This is a genomic window from Cryobacterium sp. PH29-G1 (assembly GCF_030063365.1).
Classification (GTDB): domain Bacteria; phylum Actinomycetota; class Actinomycetes; order Actinomycetales; family Microbacteriaceae; genus Cryobacterium.
In genome coordinates this window covers 91,039-106,324 of record NZ_JASISY010000013.1, presented here as the reverse complement: position 1 = coordinate 106,324, position 15,286 = coordinate 91,039, and the positions used below count along the sequence as shown (strand labels likewise).

General features: G+C 65.6%; 17 protein-coding genes. 5 read left to right on the top strand and 12 right to left on the bottom strand.

What is annotated here, in order from left to right:
• From QMK22_RS14635 to pepN, 8 genes are all read right to left on the bottom strand, one after another.
• Nucleotides 1–211, bottom strand: a 211-nt coding sequence (locus QMK22_RS14635) for a hypothetical protein (RefSeq protein WP_283498384.1), incomplete at its 3' end; no start/stop codon positions are given.
• A 479-nt stretch (nt 212–690) separates the two neighbouring features.
• Nucleotides 691–1,182, bottom strand: coding sequence for a DUF6194 family protein (locus QMK22_RS14630; protein ID WP_283498383.1), 492 nt, complete (start codon nt 1,180–1,182; stop codon nt 691–693).
• Nucleotides 1,183–1,222: 40 nt separating this feature from the next.
• The gene (locus QMK22_RS14625) at nt 1,223–1,591 is read right to left on the bottom strand and encodes a VOC family protein (RefSeq protein ID WP_283498382.1); all 369 of its coding nucleotides are present in this window, start codon (nt 1,589–1,591) and stop codon (nt 1,223–1,225) included.
• An 86-nt stretch (nt 1,592–1,677) separates the two neighbouring features.
• Nucleotides 1,678–2,079, bottom strand: a complete 402-nt coding sequence (locus QMK22_RS14620) for a type II toxin-antitoxin system VapC family toxin (protein ID WP_283498381.1) — start codon at nt 2,077–2,079, stop codon at nt 1,678–1,680.
• A 99-nt stretch (nt 2,080–2,178) separates the two neighbouring features.
• On the bottom strand, nt 2,179–2,688 hold the full coding sequence (locus tag QMK22_RS14615; protein WP_283498380.1) for a DinB family protein: 510 nt from the start codon (nt 2,686–2,688) through the stop codon (nt 2,179–2,181).
• A gap of 99 nt (nt 2,689–2,787) precedes the next feature.
• Complete coding sequence (locus QMK22_RS14610) at nt 2,788–3,195, bottom strand: globin (protein WP_283498389.1); 408 nt, start codon at nt 3,193–3,195, stop codon at nt 2,788–2,790.
• A 106-nt stretch (nt 3,196–3,301) separates the two neighbouring features.
• Nucleotides 3,302–4,429 (bottom strand): mechanosensitive ion channel family protein, encoded by a 1,128-nt coding sequence (locus tag QMK22_RS14605; RefSeq protein ID WP_283498379.1) that lies wholly within the window; start codon nt 4,427–4,429, stop codon nt 3,302–3,304.
• A gap of 221 nt (nt 4,430–4,650) precedes the next feature.
• Entirely contained in the window at nt 4,651–7,197 is a 2,547-nt protein-coding gene (gene pepN, locus QMK22_RS14600; protein ID WP_283498378.1) for an aminopeptidase N, read from the bottom strand.
• A gap of 115 nt (nt 7,198–7,312) precedes the next feature.
• On the opposite strand from pepN, the gene QMK22_RS14595 reads away from it, so the two are divergent.
• Nucleotides 7,313–8,341, top strand: a complete 1,029-nt coding sequence (locus tag QMK22_RS14595) for a DUF2332 domain-containing protein (RefSeq protein ID WP_283498377.1) — start codon at nt 7,313–7,315, stop codon at nt 8,339–8,341.
• A 28-nt stretch (nt 8,342–8,369) separates the two neighbouring features.
• On the opposite strand, the gene QMK22_RS14590 is transcribed toward QMK22_RS14595, so the two are convergent.
• Together QMK22_RS14590 and QMK22_RS14585 are read right to left on the bottom strand one after the other, a co-directional pair.
• Entirely contained in the window at nt 8,370–9,938 is a 1,569-nt protein-coding gene (locus QMK22_RS14590; RefSeq protein ID WP_283498376.1) for an AAA family ATPase, read from the bottom strand.
• A 52-nt stretch (nt 9,939–9,990) separates the two neighbouring features.
• A complete protein-coding gene (locus tag QMK22_RS14585; protein WP_283498375.1) occupies nt 9,991–11,106 on the bottom strand; it encodes a hypothetical protein in 1,116 nt (371 codons plus the stop codon).
• A 33-nt stretch (nt 11,107–11,139) separates the two neighbouring features.
• Between QMK22_RS14585 and QMK22_RS14580 the strand changes: the two genes are divergently transcribed.
• Nucleotides 11,140–11,265: a PNPOx family protein gene (locus tag QMK22_RS14580; protein WP_283498374.1), complete on the top strand. Its 126-nt coding sequence runs from the start codon at nt 11,140–11,142 to the stop codon at nt 11,263–11,265.
• Between the two features lie 17 nt (nt 11,266–11,282).
• Here the strand turns inward: QMK22_RS14580 and QMK22_RS14575 are convergent, their stop codons facing one another.
• Nucleotides 11,283–12,752 (bottom strand): SDR family oxidoreductase, encoded by a 1,470-nt coding sequence (locus QMK22_RS14575; protein ID WP_283498373.1) that lies wholly within the window; start codon nt 12,750–12,752, stop codon nt 11,283–11,285.
• Between the two features lie 103 nt (nt 12,753–12,855).
• Nucleotides 12,856–13,149 carry a hypothetical protein gene (locus QMK22_RS14570; RefSeq protein WP_283498372.1) on the bottom strand — a complete coding sequence of 98 codons (294 nt, stop codon included), beginning with the start codon at nt 13,147–13,149 and terminating at the stop codon, nt 12,856–12,858.
• A 52-nt stretch (nt 13,150–13,201) separates the two neighbouring features.
• Between QMK22_RS14570 and QMK22_RS14565 the strand changes: the two genes are divergently transcribed.
• The 3 genes from QMK22_RS14565 to QMK22_RS14555 are packed head-to-tail and all read left to right on the top strand — an operon-like array spanning nt 13,202 to nt 15,250.
• Nucleotides 13,202–13,858, top strand: a complete 657-nt coding sequence (locus QMK22_RS14565; protein WP_283498371.1) for a TetR/AcrR family transcriptional regulator — start codon at nt 13,202–13,204, stop codon at nt 13,856–13,858.
• 55 nt (nt 13,859–13,913) lie between these two features.
• Complete coding sequence (locus QMK22_RS14560; protein WP_283498370.1) at nt 13,914–14,270, top strand: GntR family transcriptional regulator; 357 nt, start codon at nt 13,914–13,916, stop codon at nt 14,268–14,270.
• Between the two features lie 23 nt (nt 14,271–14,293).
• Complete coding sequence (locus QMK22_RS14555; protein ID WP_283498369.1) at nt 14,294–15,250, top strand: hypothetical protein; 957 nt, start codon at nt 14,294–14,296, stop codon at nt 15,248–15,250.
• The last annotated feature ends 36 nt before the right edge of the window (nt 15,251–15,286 follow it).

Here is a 15,286-nt window from a genome sequence, read left to right as displayed (position 1 = left end):
CAATCGTGCCCGCCAACAACGCCGCCACCGTATTGCTCAACCGCAACAGATCAGCAATCGGACCGCGCGCCGTAAGCACCTGCGCATCAGACAGCCCGGCGAACTCGGCACTGGACCCACCGAGCGCGGCCACAGCAGCCGCCGCCCGAGTGAGCTCTACCGCGAGCCCTACCGCGAGTCCCACCGGGGAGTCGACCGCCACGTTGTTCATGATTCAACCCAACACCCGACCACCGACATTCCCGAGGAAAAATCATGCTTACAAGCACGAAACCGCCCAAATCCACCAAAGAATACCCAAAGAAATGTTTCCGGCGGGTGAAAACCCAGATCATCCGCTGCGCTGCGCTGCGCTGCGCTGCGCGTTTCGCCGTGGCGGCACTTAATCGCCCGCGTCGCCCGCCCAGACCGCACGTCACTGAAGTCCGGCGAAATTCGAACACTGCTCCCAGACATCGAACCCGCGCGCAGGATCGAAACGCGCAGGTTTGCTCCGGCCCTGTCTCGGTGACGTAATGCCACAAAGGTCACGGGGGCTGACTGAGTACGCTGACAAGTATGGTCGAGACCACGAAGTTGTCGCACCCGGCGTCGCATGCAACGCGCACGTGGTTGGTCCAGGGGGAGCACTATTGTTCTCCGTGTTCTCCGTGTTCTCCGTGCTCATCGGTGGTGCCGAGCTCCCCGGTGTCAGTGATCCGGGGCAGGCTTGCCTACAGCGTTCAGATCTGACCGACGGTCCATGCGTCGCCGAGCCTCGCCATGCGCCGCGCGCAGCAGTTCGATGACAGTGCTCTCGGTCTGGGGACCGGGGTTCACCACGGCAATCCACCCGAGCGCCCCGAATACCGGGTGGGGGAGGAAGACATCAGCAGCCCTGAAGTCGGAGGCAGTGATATCACCCGGCGTGCCGCCGGTGAGCGTCGCCGATCGGGACAGACCGACATGGACATTCACGCGCCACCGACCGGCCGGATTCAAGGCGGATTGCTCGTTGTCGGGATAGTCCTTGGTGACAATCGTGGTGTACGGCTGCACGTTGTCGGGAATTCTCGCGTCGGGGTCGTAGTAAAAAAAGTGATCGCCCCACGAAATCTCGGGGTAGTCGCTGCCCTCGACTGGAGCCAGTTCCACGAGATCGTCGAAGTTGCGGACGGCGTCCAAAAGCTGCTCGAGTGTCATGATCCCCACACGGTACCGTCTCCGTCGCGCTGGCAGCGCCCTATCGTGAGATTTGCTGCAACGCCCAGGAATTTCCGTCGGGGTCGCTGAAGAAGGCGTACAGAATACCTCCGCCCATATCGCTGACCTCGGACACTGCTACACCGTTGTCGATGAGCTTGTCGCGGGCGGCTGCGACATCGTCGACCACCAGATGGAGATTCAGTACCGGCGGCGCGTGTGGGTCGCTGAACCCCGCTCCGATGGCGATGGAGCAGGCCGATCCGGGCGGTGTGAGCTGGACGATCCGCATGCCGTTGCCCGGTTCCACGTCGTGATCCACCTGAAAGCCCAGCTGGTCGGCGTAGAAGGCCTTACTGCGGTCGACGTCGGTTGAGGGAAGGGGTACAAGCTCTAGTCGCATGTCCATGGCGCACTGCTTCTTTCCGCGGGTCCGATGCCTGCACGATAGTCAAGCATGCCACTCGACGATGTCGGCGGAGCATCCGCTTGCCTTCAGGCGTTGACGAGCGCGTCCAAGTGGGCGAGCGGTACGAGGTGTTCCGCTTTGGCAGCCAGGGCCGGGTCTATCGTTACCAGGGCGTCCGCCTGCAGCTGAGCCACTGCGATGTATTCCGCATCGGAAATCGTCTCCCAGTCGTGGTCGCGGGCGATCCGCCACGCCGTGCGGCGGGAAACCCGGTCTCCGAGCAACCGCAGCTTCAGCTCGGTCAGGCGCTCGTGCTGCTCTAGGGCCTGCTCCTCGGTGAGTTCACCGGTGCGCACGGCGGCGAAGAGCAGCGCAAGAGCCTGCGAGCGGATGCTGCTGGGGGCGACGAGCTGGTGGCCGGCGGCAGGACGGATGCCGGCGCTCACGAGGTGCAGCAGTGTGGGGGCGTCGATCACATATCGCGTCATGCAGCACAGAATAGACGGATCCGTCCGGGACGCCCGCTAACCCGAAGCAGCTGGTAGACAGTGCTGATTGACGTGCTCCCGCCGGCAGTCGACCGCCTGTTATTCGCCGACCGTGCCGTCGATAGCTTCACGGAGCAGATCGGCGTGACCATTGTGCCTCGCCGTCTCTTCAATCAGGTGGGTGAGGATCCAGCGCAGGTTCCAATGCGTTCCATCGCCGTTCTCGCCGACGGACAGGGTGTCGAGGTCGATGCCGATGAGTGCCTGGCGCGTGCGCTCAGACGCCGCCCGGTAGAGATCGCGAAGCTCGTTCGGGTCGTCAAACTGCGCGCTGTGGAACTCCCAGTCCCGGTCATCGTCCCAGGGAGCGCTGGCCCACGGTTCTTGCTCGGGGAGGCCGAGAAAGCGCACTTGAACCCAGTAGTCTTCCACGAGCGCCAAGTGTTTCAGCAGGCCGGACAGCGTGAGCGTCGACGTGGAGATCGGTTGGTTCATTTCTGCGACGCCGAGGCCCTCGGCTTTCATGAGTACTGTCGCACGTTGATAGTCGAGAAATTCCAGGAGGGTGGCGCGTTCGTTCGTGCTGGGCTGAGGATCAATGCGGCTCATACGGGCAGCCTTGCACAGCCTCACGCCCCACGCCAGATGCCGGCGCACCCTTCGACGTTGGCTGGACGAGCCAATTGGAGCGCACCTGCGGCGGTGGGACTACTCCTCGAAGCTGTTCACCATCGCGAAAGCGGCACGCTCAAGATAATCCCAGAGGATGCCCTGCTGCAGCGGCGGCAAATTCGCCGCGTCTACGGCAACGCGCATGTGACCGAGCCACCGGTCGCGGGCATCCGGATTGACCTTGAACGGCTGGTGGCGCTGGCGCAGGCGCGGGTGACCGCGCTGCTCGCTGTACGTGCCGGGTCCGCCCCAGAACTGCTCGAGGAACATGACCAGGCGGTGTTCGGCCGGGCCGAGGTCCTCTTCGGGGTACATCGGTTTCAACACCGGGTCGGTGGCGACACCCACGTAGAAGTCGTGCACGAGTTTCTCGAAGAAAGGCGTTCCGCCGACCTCGTCGAAAAACGTCGGTACCGCTGCGGCACCGTTCTCACCTGCGCGCAGGTGGACGGCGGCGGGGGTGGCCGCCTGGTCGGTCGGGTGTCGCTCAGTGGTCACGGGTGCAGCTTTCTTCTGGGGAGTTCCGGCTGGAGCCGACAACGGGGCTGGGTCAGTCGTCATTGCCGTCGCTACGAGTATCGGGATCGGGAGTCTTCATCGGGGCCGGCACGGTTTTAGGCTTGCGCGGTCCGCGGGGCTTCTTCACCGCGACGGGGCCGGTGCGCGCCACGGCGACAACGGTCGGCACCGCGGCTGCGGCCTCCTCGGCAGCGTCCAGGGCGCCCTCGGCCGGCCCGACGGTTGAATTGTCGAGGGTACCGTCGCCGGTGGTCATGACCACGCTGTTGAGCGGGGTGAGCGGTACGCCCATGCCGTCGAGGGCCTTCTTCAGGTGCAGGCGCAGGTCGCGGGCGAAGTCCCACTGGGCTGAGACACGAGTCTTGACCACGAGCCGGGTAACGAGGGCTTCGGCCGTGATCGACTCCAGGCCCCAGATCTCAGGCTTCTCCAATATGAAGGCGCGCCACTTGCGGCTGGAGGAGAGAGCGCTTGCCACCCGCAGGAGCTCGTCCTGCACGGCCTCCACGTCGGAGCTGTACGGGATGGCGAGGTCGATGATGACGCGGGCCCAGCCCTGCGACATGTTGCCGACTCGCAGAATCTCGCCGTTGCGCACAAACCAGAGTGTGCCGTCGATATCGCGGATCTGAGTAATGCGAATACCGACCGTTTCGACGACACCGGATGCGAATCCAACGTCGACGACGTCGCCGACCCCGATCTGGTCTTCCACCACCATGAACAATCCGTTGAGAATGTCCTTGACGATGTTTTGAGCGCCGAAACCGAGGCCGGCACCGATCGCCGCGCTGATCAGCGCGAACGATCCCAGAATGTCTTTGTTCAGGGTGGTGACGATGAGCAGCAGCGCGGTGACCAGAATGAACACGTTCACGATGTTCGCCAGCACGGCGCCGAGCGTGCGGGAACGCTGCACCACGCGTACGGCGGCCATCGGCGAGACGTTCAGGGCCTGGGTGTCGTCAACCTTCTGGGTTTTCTTGACTCCGGAGACGATTTGCTGCACGACGCGCCGAATGACGAATTGCAGCGCCCAGCGCAGGGCGAAAGATACGACGATGATCGCCGTGACGGCAAAAAGTTTGCCCCCGAAATCGGCCCATGGAATATTGGCTATGTTGGTACCGACCCCGGCCCAGAAAGTTTCCCAGTTCATATCAAAGCCAGTCTACCGAGGGGCGTCGACGGCACCCGTGATGCGGCCCCGGCAGGGTTCTGCTGCGCCCGAACCGTGGCTGGTGCAAGCCGGTGTATGCCCCGCGGGCACCGGCATCCTCTTTGTTTGCGTGGAGTTTGCTGTGAACTGTGGCGCAGCGAGAACCCCGCCACCGACCTGAGGTCGATTGAGGGGTTCTCGGGGTGTGCGCTTCCCGCGAACTACTCGGCGTCGCGCGCCTGTACCGTCAGTGAACGTTGCACGCCGGCCAGGTTCTCGACGACGAGACGGCGCAGGGCCGCCGGTTCGGGGTTCGCGTCGAGCCAGGCCTGGGTCGCATCGGCGAGGGCCTGGTTATTCAGCGGTGACGGGTACAGGCCGATCACGAGCTTCTCGCCGATGGAGAAGCTGCGTGCCTCCCACACCGCTTGCAGCATGTCGAAGTAGGTCTGGGTGAACGGTTCGAGCAGTGCCGCGTCGTTTACCCGCAGAAACCCGGCAGCCGTCGTGCGCACGATGGTCGTCGCGGCCGTATCGACGTCGATAAGCGACGCCCAGGCGGCGAGCTTCGCCTCCGCTGTCGGCACGGCGGCCCGTGCGAGGGCGGCCGACTGGGCGCCGGTGGCCGTGTTGTCAGCAGCCAGCGCCGCATCGATCTCGGCTGCGCCGGCCCGGCCACCGGCGACCAGGGCGGTGAGCAATTCCCAGGCCAGGTCGGTGTCGACCGTGAGGCCCCCCAGCAGGGTGCTGCCCGAGCGCAGTGCGGCCACGTTGTCGAGTTGCGTCGGGGTGGCGGCTACGCCCGCGAAGAACTTGACGAACTGGAATTGGGCGTCGCTGCCGGCCGCCGCGCCCTGCGCGAGCGTCCACAGCGTGTCGGCGACCTCGTCGCGAACGGCGGCGCGGTGCGGCTCGGCCACATAATAGCTGGCGGTGAGCACGACCTGACCGAGTACCGTGCGCAGTGTCGTCGACTCGGTCTCGGTGGCCACGTTGTTCAGCACCAGACGCACGAAGTCGCGGGCCGTGGTTTCGGCGTCGCGGGTGGCATCCCAGACCGAACCCCAGACCAGGGCGCGCGCGAGCGGGCTCGCAATGGCGGCGAGGTGTTCCAGAGCGACGGCCTGCGAGGCGGGGTCCAGGCGCACCTTGGCGTAACTGAGATCATCATCATTGAGCAGGATCAGGTCGGCACGCTGGCGGCCGACCAAGGCGGGGACATCCGTTCGTTCACCGTCAACATCGAGTTCGACCCGATGCGTTCGCACGAGCTGGTGCGCGTCATCGAAATCGTAGAAGCCGATCGCGAGGCGGTGCGGGCGAATGGTGGGGTAGTCGGCTGCTGCGGTCTGGCGCACCGTGAACCCGGTGATGGTTCCGGCGTCGTCGACGGCGATCTCGGGGCGGAGGGTGTTGACGCCCGCGGTCTCGAGCCACAGCTTCGCCCAGCCGCGCAGGTCGCGGCCGCTGGCCGCCTCCAGCTCGACGAGCAGGTCGCGCAGTTCGGTGTTGCCCCACTGGTGCTTCTGAAAGTAGGAGGCGACGCCGGTGAAGAAGGCGTCGATGCCCACCCAGGCAGCGAGCTGTTTGAGTACCGAACCGCCCTTGGCGTAGGTGATGCCGTCAAAGTTGACCAGCACATCGTCGAGGTCACGAATGGTGGCGACGACCGGGTGGGTCGAGGGCAGCTGGTCCTGCTTGTAGGCCCAGCTCTTCTCCATCACGGCGAAGGTGGTCCAGGCTTCATGCCACTCGGTGGCCTCGGCGGTGGCGATCGTTGAGGCCCACTCGGCGAAGCTCTCATTGAGCCAGAGGTCGTTCCACCAGGTCATGGTGACGAGGTCGCCGAACCACATGTGGGCCAGCTCGTGCAGAATCGTCACGACACGGCGTTCCTTGATGGCGTCGGTCACCTTGGAGCGAAAAATGTACGTTTCGGTGAAGGTGACCGCGCCGGCGTTCTCCATGGCACCGGCGTTGAACTCCGGCACGAACAGCTGGTCATACTTGTCGAACGGGTAGGGGTAGCCGAATTTCTCTTCGTAGTAGGCGAAGCCCTGGCGCGTCTTCTCGAAGATGTAGTCGGCGTCGAGGTATTCGCTCAGGCTCTTGCGGCCGAACAGGCCGAGCGGCACGATGCGTCCGTCGCTCGAGGTAAGTTCGCTGCGCGTGACGGCGTAGGGGCCGGCGATGAGCGCAGTGATGTAACTCGAGATGGCGTGGGTCGGCTCGAACGCCCAGGTGCTCGCCCCGTTGCCGGCATCCGTTGGTTCGGGCGTTGTGGAGTTGGACACGACCTGCCAGGCGCTCGGGGCCGTGACGGTGAAGGAGAATTTGGCCTTCAGATCGGGCTGCTCGAACACGGCAAAGACACGGCGGGAGTCGGGCACCTCGAACTGGCTGTACAGGTACACCTCGTTATCGACCGGGTCGACGAAGCGGTGCAGTCCCTCGCCGGTGTTGGTGTACAGCGCGTCGGCGACGACGACGAGCTCGTTTTCGGCCTGCAGATCGTCCAGAGCAATGCGGATGCCGTCACTGACGACGGCCGGATTGAGCACGGCACCGTTCAACGTGACCGAGTGCACCTGCGCCGTGATGGCGTCGATAAAGGTCGATGCGCCCGGGACGGCGGTGAAGCGCACCGTGGTCGTGCTGCCGAACGTGGTGGGGCCGGTGGTGAGATCGAGCACAACGTTGTAGCTCGCTACTGTGACGAGCGCTGCGCGCTCCGTCGCTTCGATGCGGGTGAGGTTTTCTCCAGGCAACTTTGTTCTCCAATTCGATGCACGATTCGATTCGCGATCCGTTTCGCGAGGGTGAAGCTCTGGCACTCGTGGCGCCAGCGCACCCCGCAAGCCTAACCATGATTACGATGTCGGCATGAGAGAGAGCACTGATCCTGGCGTTGCCACCGACGAGCGCTACCGGGCCTTCGCCTCGCGTGAGGCCCGTGGGATGAGCGCCTGCTACGAAGCGTGGGCTGCGGGGGTCGCGAATGACCCGGCGCTCGTGTCGGTGATCAACCAGCTGCCCGCCGTCAAACGGCAGCCCAACCTGGTGTTCAGCGCGGCCCGGTTTCACGGGGCGCCGGTGGGGGAGTACCCCGCGTTCGCCGCCTGGCTGCGCGAGCATTGGGACCTCGTCGCCGCAACCTGCCTGACCCACGCCACCCAGACCAACGAACCCGGTCGCTGCGCGGTGTTGCTGCCGGCCCTGGCGGCGCTGGCCGGGCCGCTCGCGCTCATCGAGGTGGGGGCATCCGCTGGCCTCTGCCTGCACCCCGACCGGTACAGCTACCGGTATCGGCGCGGTGACGGTGACGGTGACGGTGATGGCGGCGAGCGGATGCTGCACCCCGTCGACGGTCCCAGCCCCGTGGTGCTGGAGTGCACCGTTACCGGCCCGGTGCCCCTGCCCGAGCGGATGCCCGACATCGTCTGGCGCGCCGGTATCGATCTCAACCCGCTCGACGTGCGCAGCGAAGCAGATGTGGCCTGGCTCGAAGCCCTGATCTGGCCTGAGCACGAGGACCGGCGGGAACGACTTCGGGCGGCCGTCTCCGTGGCCCGGCAGCAGCCGGTCGAGATCGTGCGAGGAGACCTCAATCGCGAGATCGCGGCGCTCGTGGCCCGGGCGCCGGCCGGGGCGACGGTCGTGGTCTTCCACACTGCCGTGCTCGCCTATCTGGACGAGACTGATCGCAACCGGTTCGCTGCGCAGATGGCGGAGTTGCCGGTGCGCTGGCTGTCCAACGAGGGGCAGAGCGTGGTTCCCGGTGTGCTGGAACGGCTTTCGAGAATGCCGGCACTGGCCGAGTCAATTCCGCCATCCGCTTTCATCCTGGCGCTCGACGGCGAGCCGATCGCTCTGGCCCAGCCGCACGGCCGGTCACTGCACTGGCTCGCCTGACCTCCGCCTCGGCAAGGATGCCCCGCCGTCATTGGGGTTCGTCGGCGTGATCGGACTGGCCCTGATCGTCGTCTGGCGATTTTGGTGCGACCGAAGCTATAGGCCCGCTCGATCCAAATGAGGCGAATTGGCGTGTCATCACGGCCGCCGAACCGGGCAACGGAACGTAGCTGCCGCCGCTTGGACCGTCGCCCGGCTCCTCATCGGGCTGCCAGCGCCCAGTTTCGCCACTGCTCGTGCCGAGGAGCCGTCGGGTGAGGGACTCTCCCGACGACAACAGGTCATCGAGGGACACCTGCAGGTCGGTGTCGTCGACAGTGTCGCCGCGGAGCGCGGCGCGCAGCACGGCACGGCGAATAAGTTCCTTCGCGAAGGACCCGGTCACGCCCTCCGCTCGACGGGCTGCGGCATCGAGGGCGGCCGGGCTGAACGGCAGCACCTGCGCATAGCGCCGAAACAGCCGCTCGCGTTCAGCCAGCTCGGGCAACGGTACTTCCACGGCGAGATCGACCCGGCCCGGCCGTTCGGCGAGGGCCCGCTCGAGCACCTCGACCCGGTTGGTGGTCATGACGAAGGCCACGTCGGCATCGCCGTCGAGACCGTCAAGGGCGTCGAGCACCTCGAACAAGAGGGGCTGGGGGGTCGCGTTGCGCTGCATCGCGACCAGGTCGATGTCCTCCAGTACAACGATCGACGGCGCGAAGGTGCGGGCGATCTCGGCGGCGGCAGCGATGTGCACGATGCTGGAGCCGGTCAGCAATACGGCGGTGGTTCCCGGGGTTTCACTGAGCAGGTGGCGCACGGTGAGGGTTTTGCCGGTGCCGGGAGGCCCGTAGAGCAACACCCCACGCTTGAGGTGTTGGCCGGCGGCGAGCAGGGTCTGGCGTTGCGCGCCGATTCCGATGACGTGGTCGGTGATGGTGCCGAGGATACCGTCCGGCAGAACGACCGCCTCGTCCGGCACGACCGGGCGGTCCAGAAACGTGATTCCGGCCCCGGCCCCGTATTCGGTTTGCACGAACGACAATACCTGGCCGCGCAGCACGCTGTGTTCGATCATGAGCTGGCGCAGGTGCTCCAGGAACGCCGTGACGATGTCGGCCGACACCGCCATGATTTCGAGTTCGGCGGTGTTGCGCCCGAACTGTGGGTTCGCGGCGCGTTGCAGCACCGCGATCGGCTCTGCGTTGAAGCGGATGAGCCGCAGCCCGAACGAGACCACCTGCCGCGTCGACGTCGGCCCGGTCGCTCGGGCCGAATAGTCCACCGGGCCGAGTCCGAAGGCCTGAAACGGGCTCGCCGCAAGCTCGGCGAATGTGGAGTGAAATCGTTGCTGCCCGCCGGAGACACCGACGAGAGCGGCCGGATCGGGGCCGGCCAGCGTGCCGAGGGCGATATCGGCGTCGACCAGTCGGTGATCGGCGAGGGTCTCCGACACCACCGGCAGGGTCGATGCGTCCGCGCCGAGGTGAGTGGTGACCGCCTCGCCGAGGGGGGATAGCCCGGGCCGGCCGCGGTCATCCGCTGTGGACACCACCCGGTCCATGAACTGTTTGACGGACCGCACTACGTCGCGATCGAAAGTGTCCTCGGTCATCTGTGCTCCTATGGTGAGGTGGTGGGCGTTGTCCCGCCGCGGCTGGAGGTCGTTAGCGCGCCTGGGCGATGATGGCCTCGGCGACGGCGACCGCGTCGGTGCGCGATTCGACCTGGTACGCCGATTGGCCCAGCGAGAAGATCACGGTGCACCAGCCTGAGGCATCGGCGCACACCTGCACGGCGTGCTCGCCGTCCACCGCGCCTTCCAGAGCGATCGTGGGCAGCGCTGCCTGGGCGTCGGGCGTGGTGACCATCAGGTCGACGACCCCGCCGAGACCGTAACCCACGCTGATCGACGTGCCCATGATGCCCGCAGCCCGCACCGAGCAGGAGAATATCCCGGCTCGCTGTGCCACATATCCGTCGAAGTAGATCGGGTCGATGTGCGCCGAGTCAAAAATTTCATACTCGAGCGAGTCGACGCCGAGGGCTCTCGCCACACCTTGCGACTTGAGCGCGCCGGTGCACGCCGGGTCGCGGTTGACGTGCTCGACCATCGGCCAGACCAGCTGGCCGGGGTCGGCACCCGTGAGAGCGGTGAAAACGGATGCCGCGAACGGTTCCAGCTGTGCCAGGATCGCGTCGGTCGGCATATCGGCAAAGTGGCCCTTGCCGATGCCGAACCAGATTGTGCTCATCGCGATTTCCACCCAGGCGTCGCCGACCGGGGCCGACACGAAGCACCCGGGGTCTCCGCACCCGGTCGCCGCCTCGATTCCGTCGATGACCGTGAGCGGGTCCGCGGGCCCATCGCCGAAGGAAGACGGGGCCCAGGTCTCGGCTCCTCCGGGCACGACCTCAACAGTGAGATAGGCCCAGTCGGCAGCAGCGGGGTATTCCATCGGGTCACCGGCCGCGGCGCCGACACGCCACGAGCAGGACAAACCGCCGATGGCGGGCACGGCATAATCGGTGAGTGTCGTCGACGGCTGGATCGCGGCCACCGGGGTCGGCACAGTTCCGTCGACGGTGGCGAGGGCGTGAGCCACGTCATCGAGGCTGGCCAGATCGTCGCAGGTGTAAAGACTCGCCGCGGCGGCCGGCACGACGGCGGTCGGGAGAGGAGTAGCTGAGGCCGACGGTTCTGCGGAGGGCTGCGCCGTACATCCGGTCAGCGCGACGAGGGCAAGAAACACGGTCGGTGTGATCAGCGTTCTGCGCAGCATGCGGTCAGCCTAACAGCGGCACTTTTTTCCATCTTGACCTGTGCTTTCCTCGACATCGTCGTGCCCCGGCGTAGGCTCTGCCCGGCCTATCCCGGTTTCGCCGACTACGAGAAGAAGACGAACCGCGAAATCCCGGTCGTCATCCTCGAGCGTCGCTGACGTTTGCTGCGCGGCACTTACCAGGCGCCGGGCTTGTAGTCCTTGAGAAAGACGCCGTAGAGGTCTTCACCGGCCTCGCCGCGCACGATCGGGTCATACACCCGGGCGGCGCCGTCGACCAGGTCGAGCGGGGCGTGAAAGCCCTCCTCGGCCAGGCGCACCTTGGTCGGGTGCGGGCGTTCATCGGTGATCCAGCCGGTATCAACGCTCGTCATGAGAATGCCGTCACCCAGCATTTCCTTGGCGCTGGTACGCGTGAGCATGTTGAGTGCGGCCTTGGCCATGTTGGTGTGCGGGTGGCCGGGGCCCTTGTAGCCGCGACCGAACACGCCCTCCATCGCCGACACATTCACGATGTAGGTGCGACGGGCAGTGGATGCCGTGAGCGCGGCCCGCAGGCGGCTGACCAGCAGGAAGGGCGCTGTCGTGTTGCAGAGTTGAACCTCGAGCATCTCGAGCGGGTCGACGTCTTCGACGTTCGCGGTCCAGCTGTTTGCCTCGTGCAGGTCGGGCACGAGTCCGCCGGCGTCGATGGCCGTGCCCGCGGCGAGGCGTTCCAGGGAACTCGACCCGGCGGCGAGCGCCAGCCGCGTGAGGTCATCCGCGGTGAGGGTGCCGGCGCCCGAGGCGGTCGCGAGCAGCGGATGCCCGGAGACTGATGCGGCGAGCGCGAGCGGATGCGCATCGTTGGCGTGCCCGAACGACACGATCTCGGGCAACGGTCCATCGGGCAGCGGGGAATCCTCGGCTTCGACGAGGGGGGAGTACGAGCCGCGCGACCGACGCACGGTCTGCGCCGCGTTGTTGATCAGAATGTCGAGCGGACCCTGGGCCGCGACGGAATCGGCCAGCGCGATCACCTGGGCCGGGTCGCGGAGGTCGATACCGACAACGCGCAGGCGATGCAGCCAGTCCTTCGAGTCGGGCATGGCAGCGAATCGACGCACCGCATCGCGCGGAAACCGGGTGGTGACGGTGGTGTGGGCGCCGTCACGCAGCAGGCGCAGCGCAATGTACATGCCGATTTTGGCGCGTCCGCCGGTGAGCAGGGCGCGTTTGCCGGTGAGGTCGGTGCGGGCATCTCGTTTGGCGTGGCTGGAGAGGGCGCAACTCGGGCAGAGCTGGTGGTAAAACGCGTCCACCACGGTGTACTTCTGCTTGCAGATGTAGCAGGCGCGCGGCACGAGCAACTCGCCGGCCGTGGCCGCGCTGGTGCCGAGAGAGAGCTGGGCCCCGCGGGTCTCGTCGTCGATGCGGGTGGGAGCGCCGGTGGCGGTGGCGGCGATGACGCTCCGATCAGCGTCGGCAATAATCGAGCGCTTCTCAATGCGACGCACCATCTTGACCGACTTGAACATCTTGGCGGTGGCCTGGCGCACGGTGACGAAATTCGGGTCGTCGGGGTCGATGTCGCTGAGGGAGGCGAGCACACGCAGGGTCACCTCGAGGTCGTGCGGATCAATGCTCGGTGCAGGCGCGGTGGTCATCCGCAAATTCTACGCGGGGTGGATGACAGCAGCCGCCTCCGTGCGATTGTCGAGCCCGGCGCCAGTCGGCCACGGCCGGGAGCTACGGAGGCGGTGTTGGTTGTCAGCTGACTGCCACGCCGGTGATATCGAGTACGTCGAGCAATTGAACGTGCGGTTCTACGCCCGGTCGTGTTCCGCCGAAGGCCGTGTCGACCGCAGTGTGGATGCGCTCGTCGAACGCGCGGGTACAGGCCTCCTTTGACTCCCAGACATCGATGTAGCGCAGGCCGCCATCCGCTCGCCGGGTGCAGAGGTGCAGTATCTGGCCGGCGAGGGGCTCGGGGCCGAGTTCTTCCATCACCCTTTGGTAGCGGGCGTGATCGAGGGGGACATCCTGAATAAATGCGTAGACCATTGCGCAACTCCTTGATTGGTCCGAATGGAATTATGGTGAATACAGTAATACTGTGGACTCCGTGTCCCACACTGTCAAGAGGCCCCGCCGGTACAACTCACCGTTGCGCGCCGGGCAGGCGGCGGCGACCCGTCAACAGGTGCTCGACGCGGCCTGGCAGCTGTTCACGAGACAGGGCTACGCCGCCACAACCGTCAGCCAGGTGGCCTCGGCAGCGGGAGTCTCCGTCGATACCCTGTATACGACCGTCGGACGCAAGCCAGTGCTCTTGCGCGAGGTGGTCGAATCGGCAATCTCCGGAACCAGCCGCGCGGTTCCTGCAGAAGAACGCGACTACGTGGTTCAGGTGAGAGCGGCGGGCACCGCGGCGACGAAGATCCACATCTACGCGCAGGCGGTCGTCGGGATGAGCCCGAGGACTGCTCCGGTATTCATCGCACTGCGCGACGCGGCTCTATCGGATGCGGATTGTGCGGCGCTCGAGGCGGAGATCTCATCCCGGCGCGCAGCGAACATGGTGCTGTTCGCGGCCGACCTGCGCCGCACGGGAGAGTTGCGCGAGGATCTGACTGACGCGTACATCGCGGATGTCGTCTGGGCGACCGCCAGCGCAGAACACTACACACAACTCGTCGCAACCCGCGGCTGGTCTCCCCGGCAGTTCGGTGACTACCTCGCCGAACTGTGGCAACGCCTGTTCATCGCCTGAGCAAGAAATCGTCGGCTTCAGCCAGGGCATTGATTGTTCTACTAGGATTGCAAACATGTTGTTCGTGGTGAATGCAGCCTTGACGGTGTCGCTTGCGGAGCAAATTGCGGTGCAGGTGCGTTCCGGGATTGTGAACGGCGAGCTGAAACCCGGCGAGCGACTGCCCCCGGCGCGGGATCTGGCGAAATCCCTGCGCGTGAACATGCATACAGTGTTGCGCGCCTACGCACAGCTACGAGACGACGCCGTGATCGAGATGCGTCAAGGGCGCGGGGCGTTTGTGCGTCCCGACGCTGGCCCGGGTCTGATCCGAGTGACCGAGCTTGCGGCCCAGTTGATGCGCGAGGCACGAAAGCTCGGCCTGACACAGCAAGACATTATGCGGTTGATCCAGAGGGGCGGAACTACGTGAGCGACAAGAGTGTGAGTAGCCAGATGACGCGGAGACTGCTGGCCGCGGCATCCTTGTGTGTACCGGCTATGGTGGTGATCGCGTCGTGGTGGGCCTGGCGAGATCGTCTGCCGACTGACCTCGCCTCGCATTGGTCGGGGGCGGGCCCGGCCGACGGCGCGATGGCCGCGAGCGTGCTCTTTTCTCTATACCTCGCAATAACGGGGGTGTCTGCCGGTGCCGGAGTCGCGATCGCTTTGTGGTCCAGAATCAGTGCGGGGGCCCGGCGGGGTGGCTTGTTCCTCTTCGGACTGTTCGGCGGAATGGGGGCGGCCTCCTGGTTGCTCTCCGCTGGTCTGACGATGCGGGCTGGCGACCCGTATGAGGTAGTCCTCGGCCCGTGGTTCCTCCTGTCGTTGGCCTCGGCCGGGTATGGGCTCATACCGTCGCTCATCTCGCCGAAACCGCACATTGAGGCGACGGATGTCCGCGGCCGGTTCACCTTGGCCGCACGCGAGACGGGCGCCTGGTCGCAAACCATCACGGGAAACATCTTCGTCTGGGCGACGATTATCCTGGTCGTTCTCGGCGGCGCGATCTATGTGCCGATGGTCATCGACGGACGAATCGGCGGTGAGCTCTTCGGCATGGCCACGATGACGGCGGCGGTACTGCTCGTTGCGTCGTTCATCCGTCTGCGTGTGACCGCAGATTGGCGCGGCCTGCGGGTGGTTTCAGCTGTGTTGCGACTTCCGTTGAAACGCATCCGCATGAAGAATATCGACCTGCTCGAGGCCGGGGAGCTGCGACCGGCTGAGTGGGGAGGGTGGGGGTATCGAATCATGCCCGGGCGATCCGCTCTCATTCTGAGAAAGGGCCCTGGCCTGATTGTGACGACCAGAAACCAGAAACAGTTCGCCATCTCTCTGGACGATCCTGAAACACCCGCGGCTCTGCTGGCTACCCTGAGGGACGCCGCACGGCTGCCGGCAGCAGAGTAGGACGGCGTAACGCCGAAGTCATGATCTCCGCAAGAG

What these genes read in the sequence shown, in the direction of transcription:
- QMK22_RS14630 (WP_283498383.1), bottom strand. Translation starts at nt 1,182, where the DNA reads ATGACACTCGAGCAGCTTTTGGACGCCGTCCGCAACTTCGACGATCTC.
- QMK22_RS14625 (WP_283498382.1), bottom strand. Translation starts at nt 1,591, where the DNA reads ATGGACATGCGACTAGAGCTTGTACCCCTTCCCTCAACCGACGTCGAC.
- QMK22_RS14620 (WP_283498381.1), bottom strand. Translation starts at nt 2,079, where the DNA reads ATGACGCGATATGTGATCGACGCCCCCACACTGCTGCACCTCGTGAGC.
- QMK22_RS14615 (WP_283498380.1), bottom strand. Translation starts at nt 2,688, where the DNA reads ATGAGCCGCATTGATCCTCAGCCCAGCACGAACGAACGCGCCACCCTC.
- QMK22_RS14605 (WP_283498379.1), bottom strand. Translation starts at nt 4,429, where the DNA reads ATGAACTGGGAAACTTTCTGGGCCGGGGTCGGTACCAACATAGCCAAT.
- QMK22_RS14595 (WP_283498377.1), top strand. Translation starts at nt 7,313, where the DNA reads ATGAGAGAGAGCACTGATCCTGGCGTTGCCACCGACGAGCGCTACCGG.
- QMK22_RS14590 (WP_283498376.1), bottom strand. Translation starts at nt 9,938, where the DNA reads ATGACCGAGGACACTTTCGATCGCGACGTAGTGCGGTCCGTCAAACAG.
- QMK22_RS14585 (WP_283498375.1), bottom strand. Translation starts at nt 11,106, where the DNA reads ATGCTGCGCAGAACGCTGATCACACCGACCGTGTTTCTTGCCCTCGTC.
- QMK22_RS14575 (WP_283498373.1), bottom strand. Translation starts at nt 12,752, where the DNA reads ATGACCACCGCGCCTGCACCGAGCATTGATCCGCACGACCTCGAGGTG.
- QMK22_RS14570 (WP_283498372.1), bottom strand. Translation starts at nt 13,149, where the DNA reads ATGGTCTACGCATTTATTCAGGATGTCCCCCTCGATCACGCCCGCTAC.
- QMK22_RS14560 (WP_283498370.1), top strand. Translation starts at nt 13,914, where the DNA reads ATGTTGTTCGTGGTGAATGCAGCCTTGACGGTGTCGCTTGCGGAGCAA.
- QMK22_RS14555 (WP_283498369.1), top strand. Translation starts at nt 14,294, where the DNA reads ATGACGCGGAGACTGCTGGCCGCGGCATCCTTGTGTGTACCGGCTATG.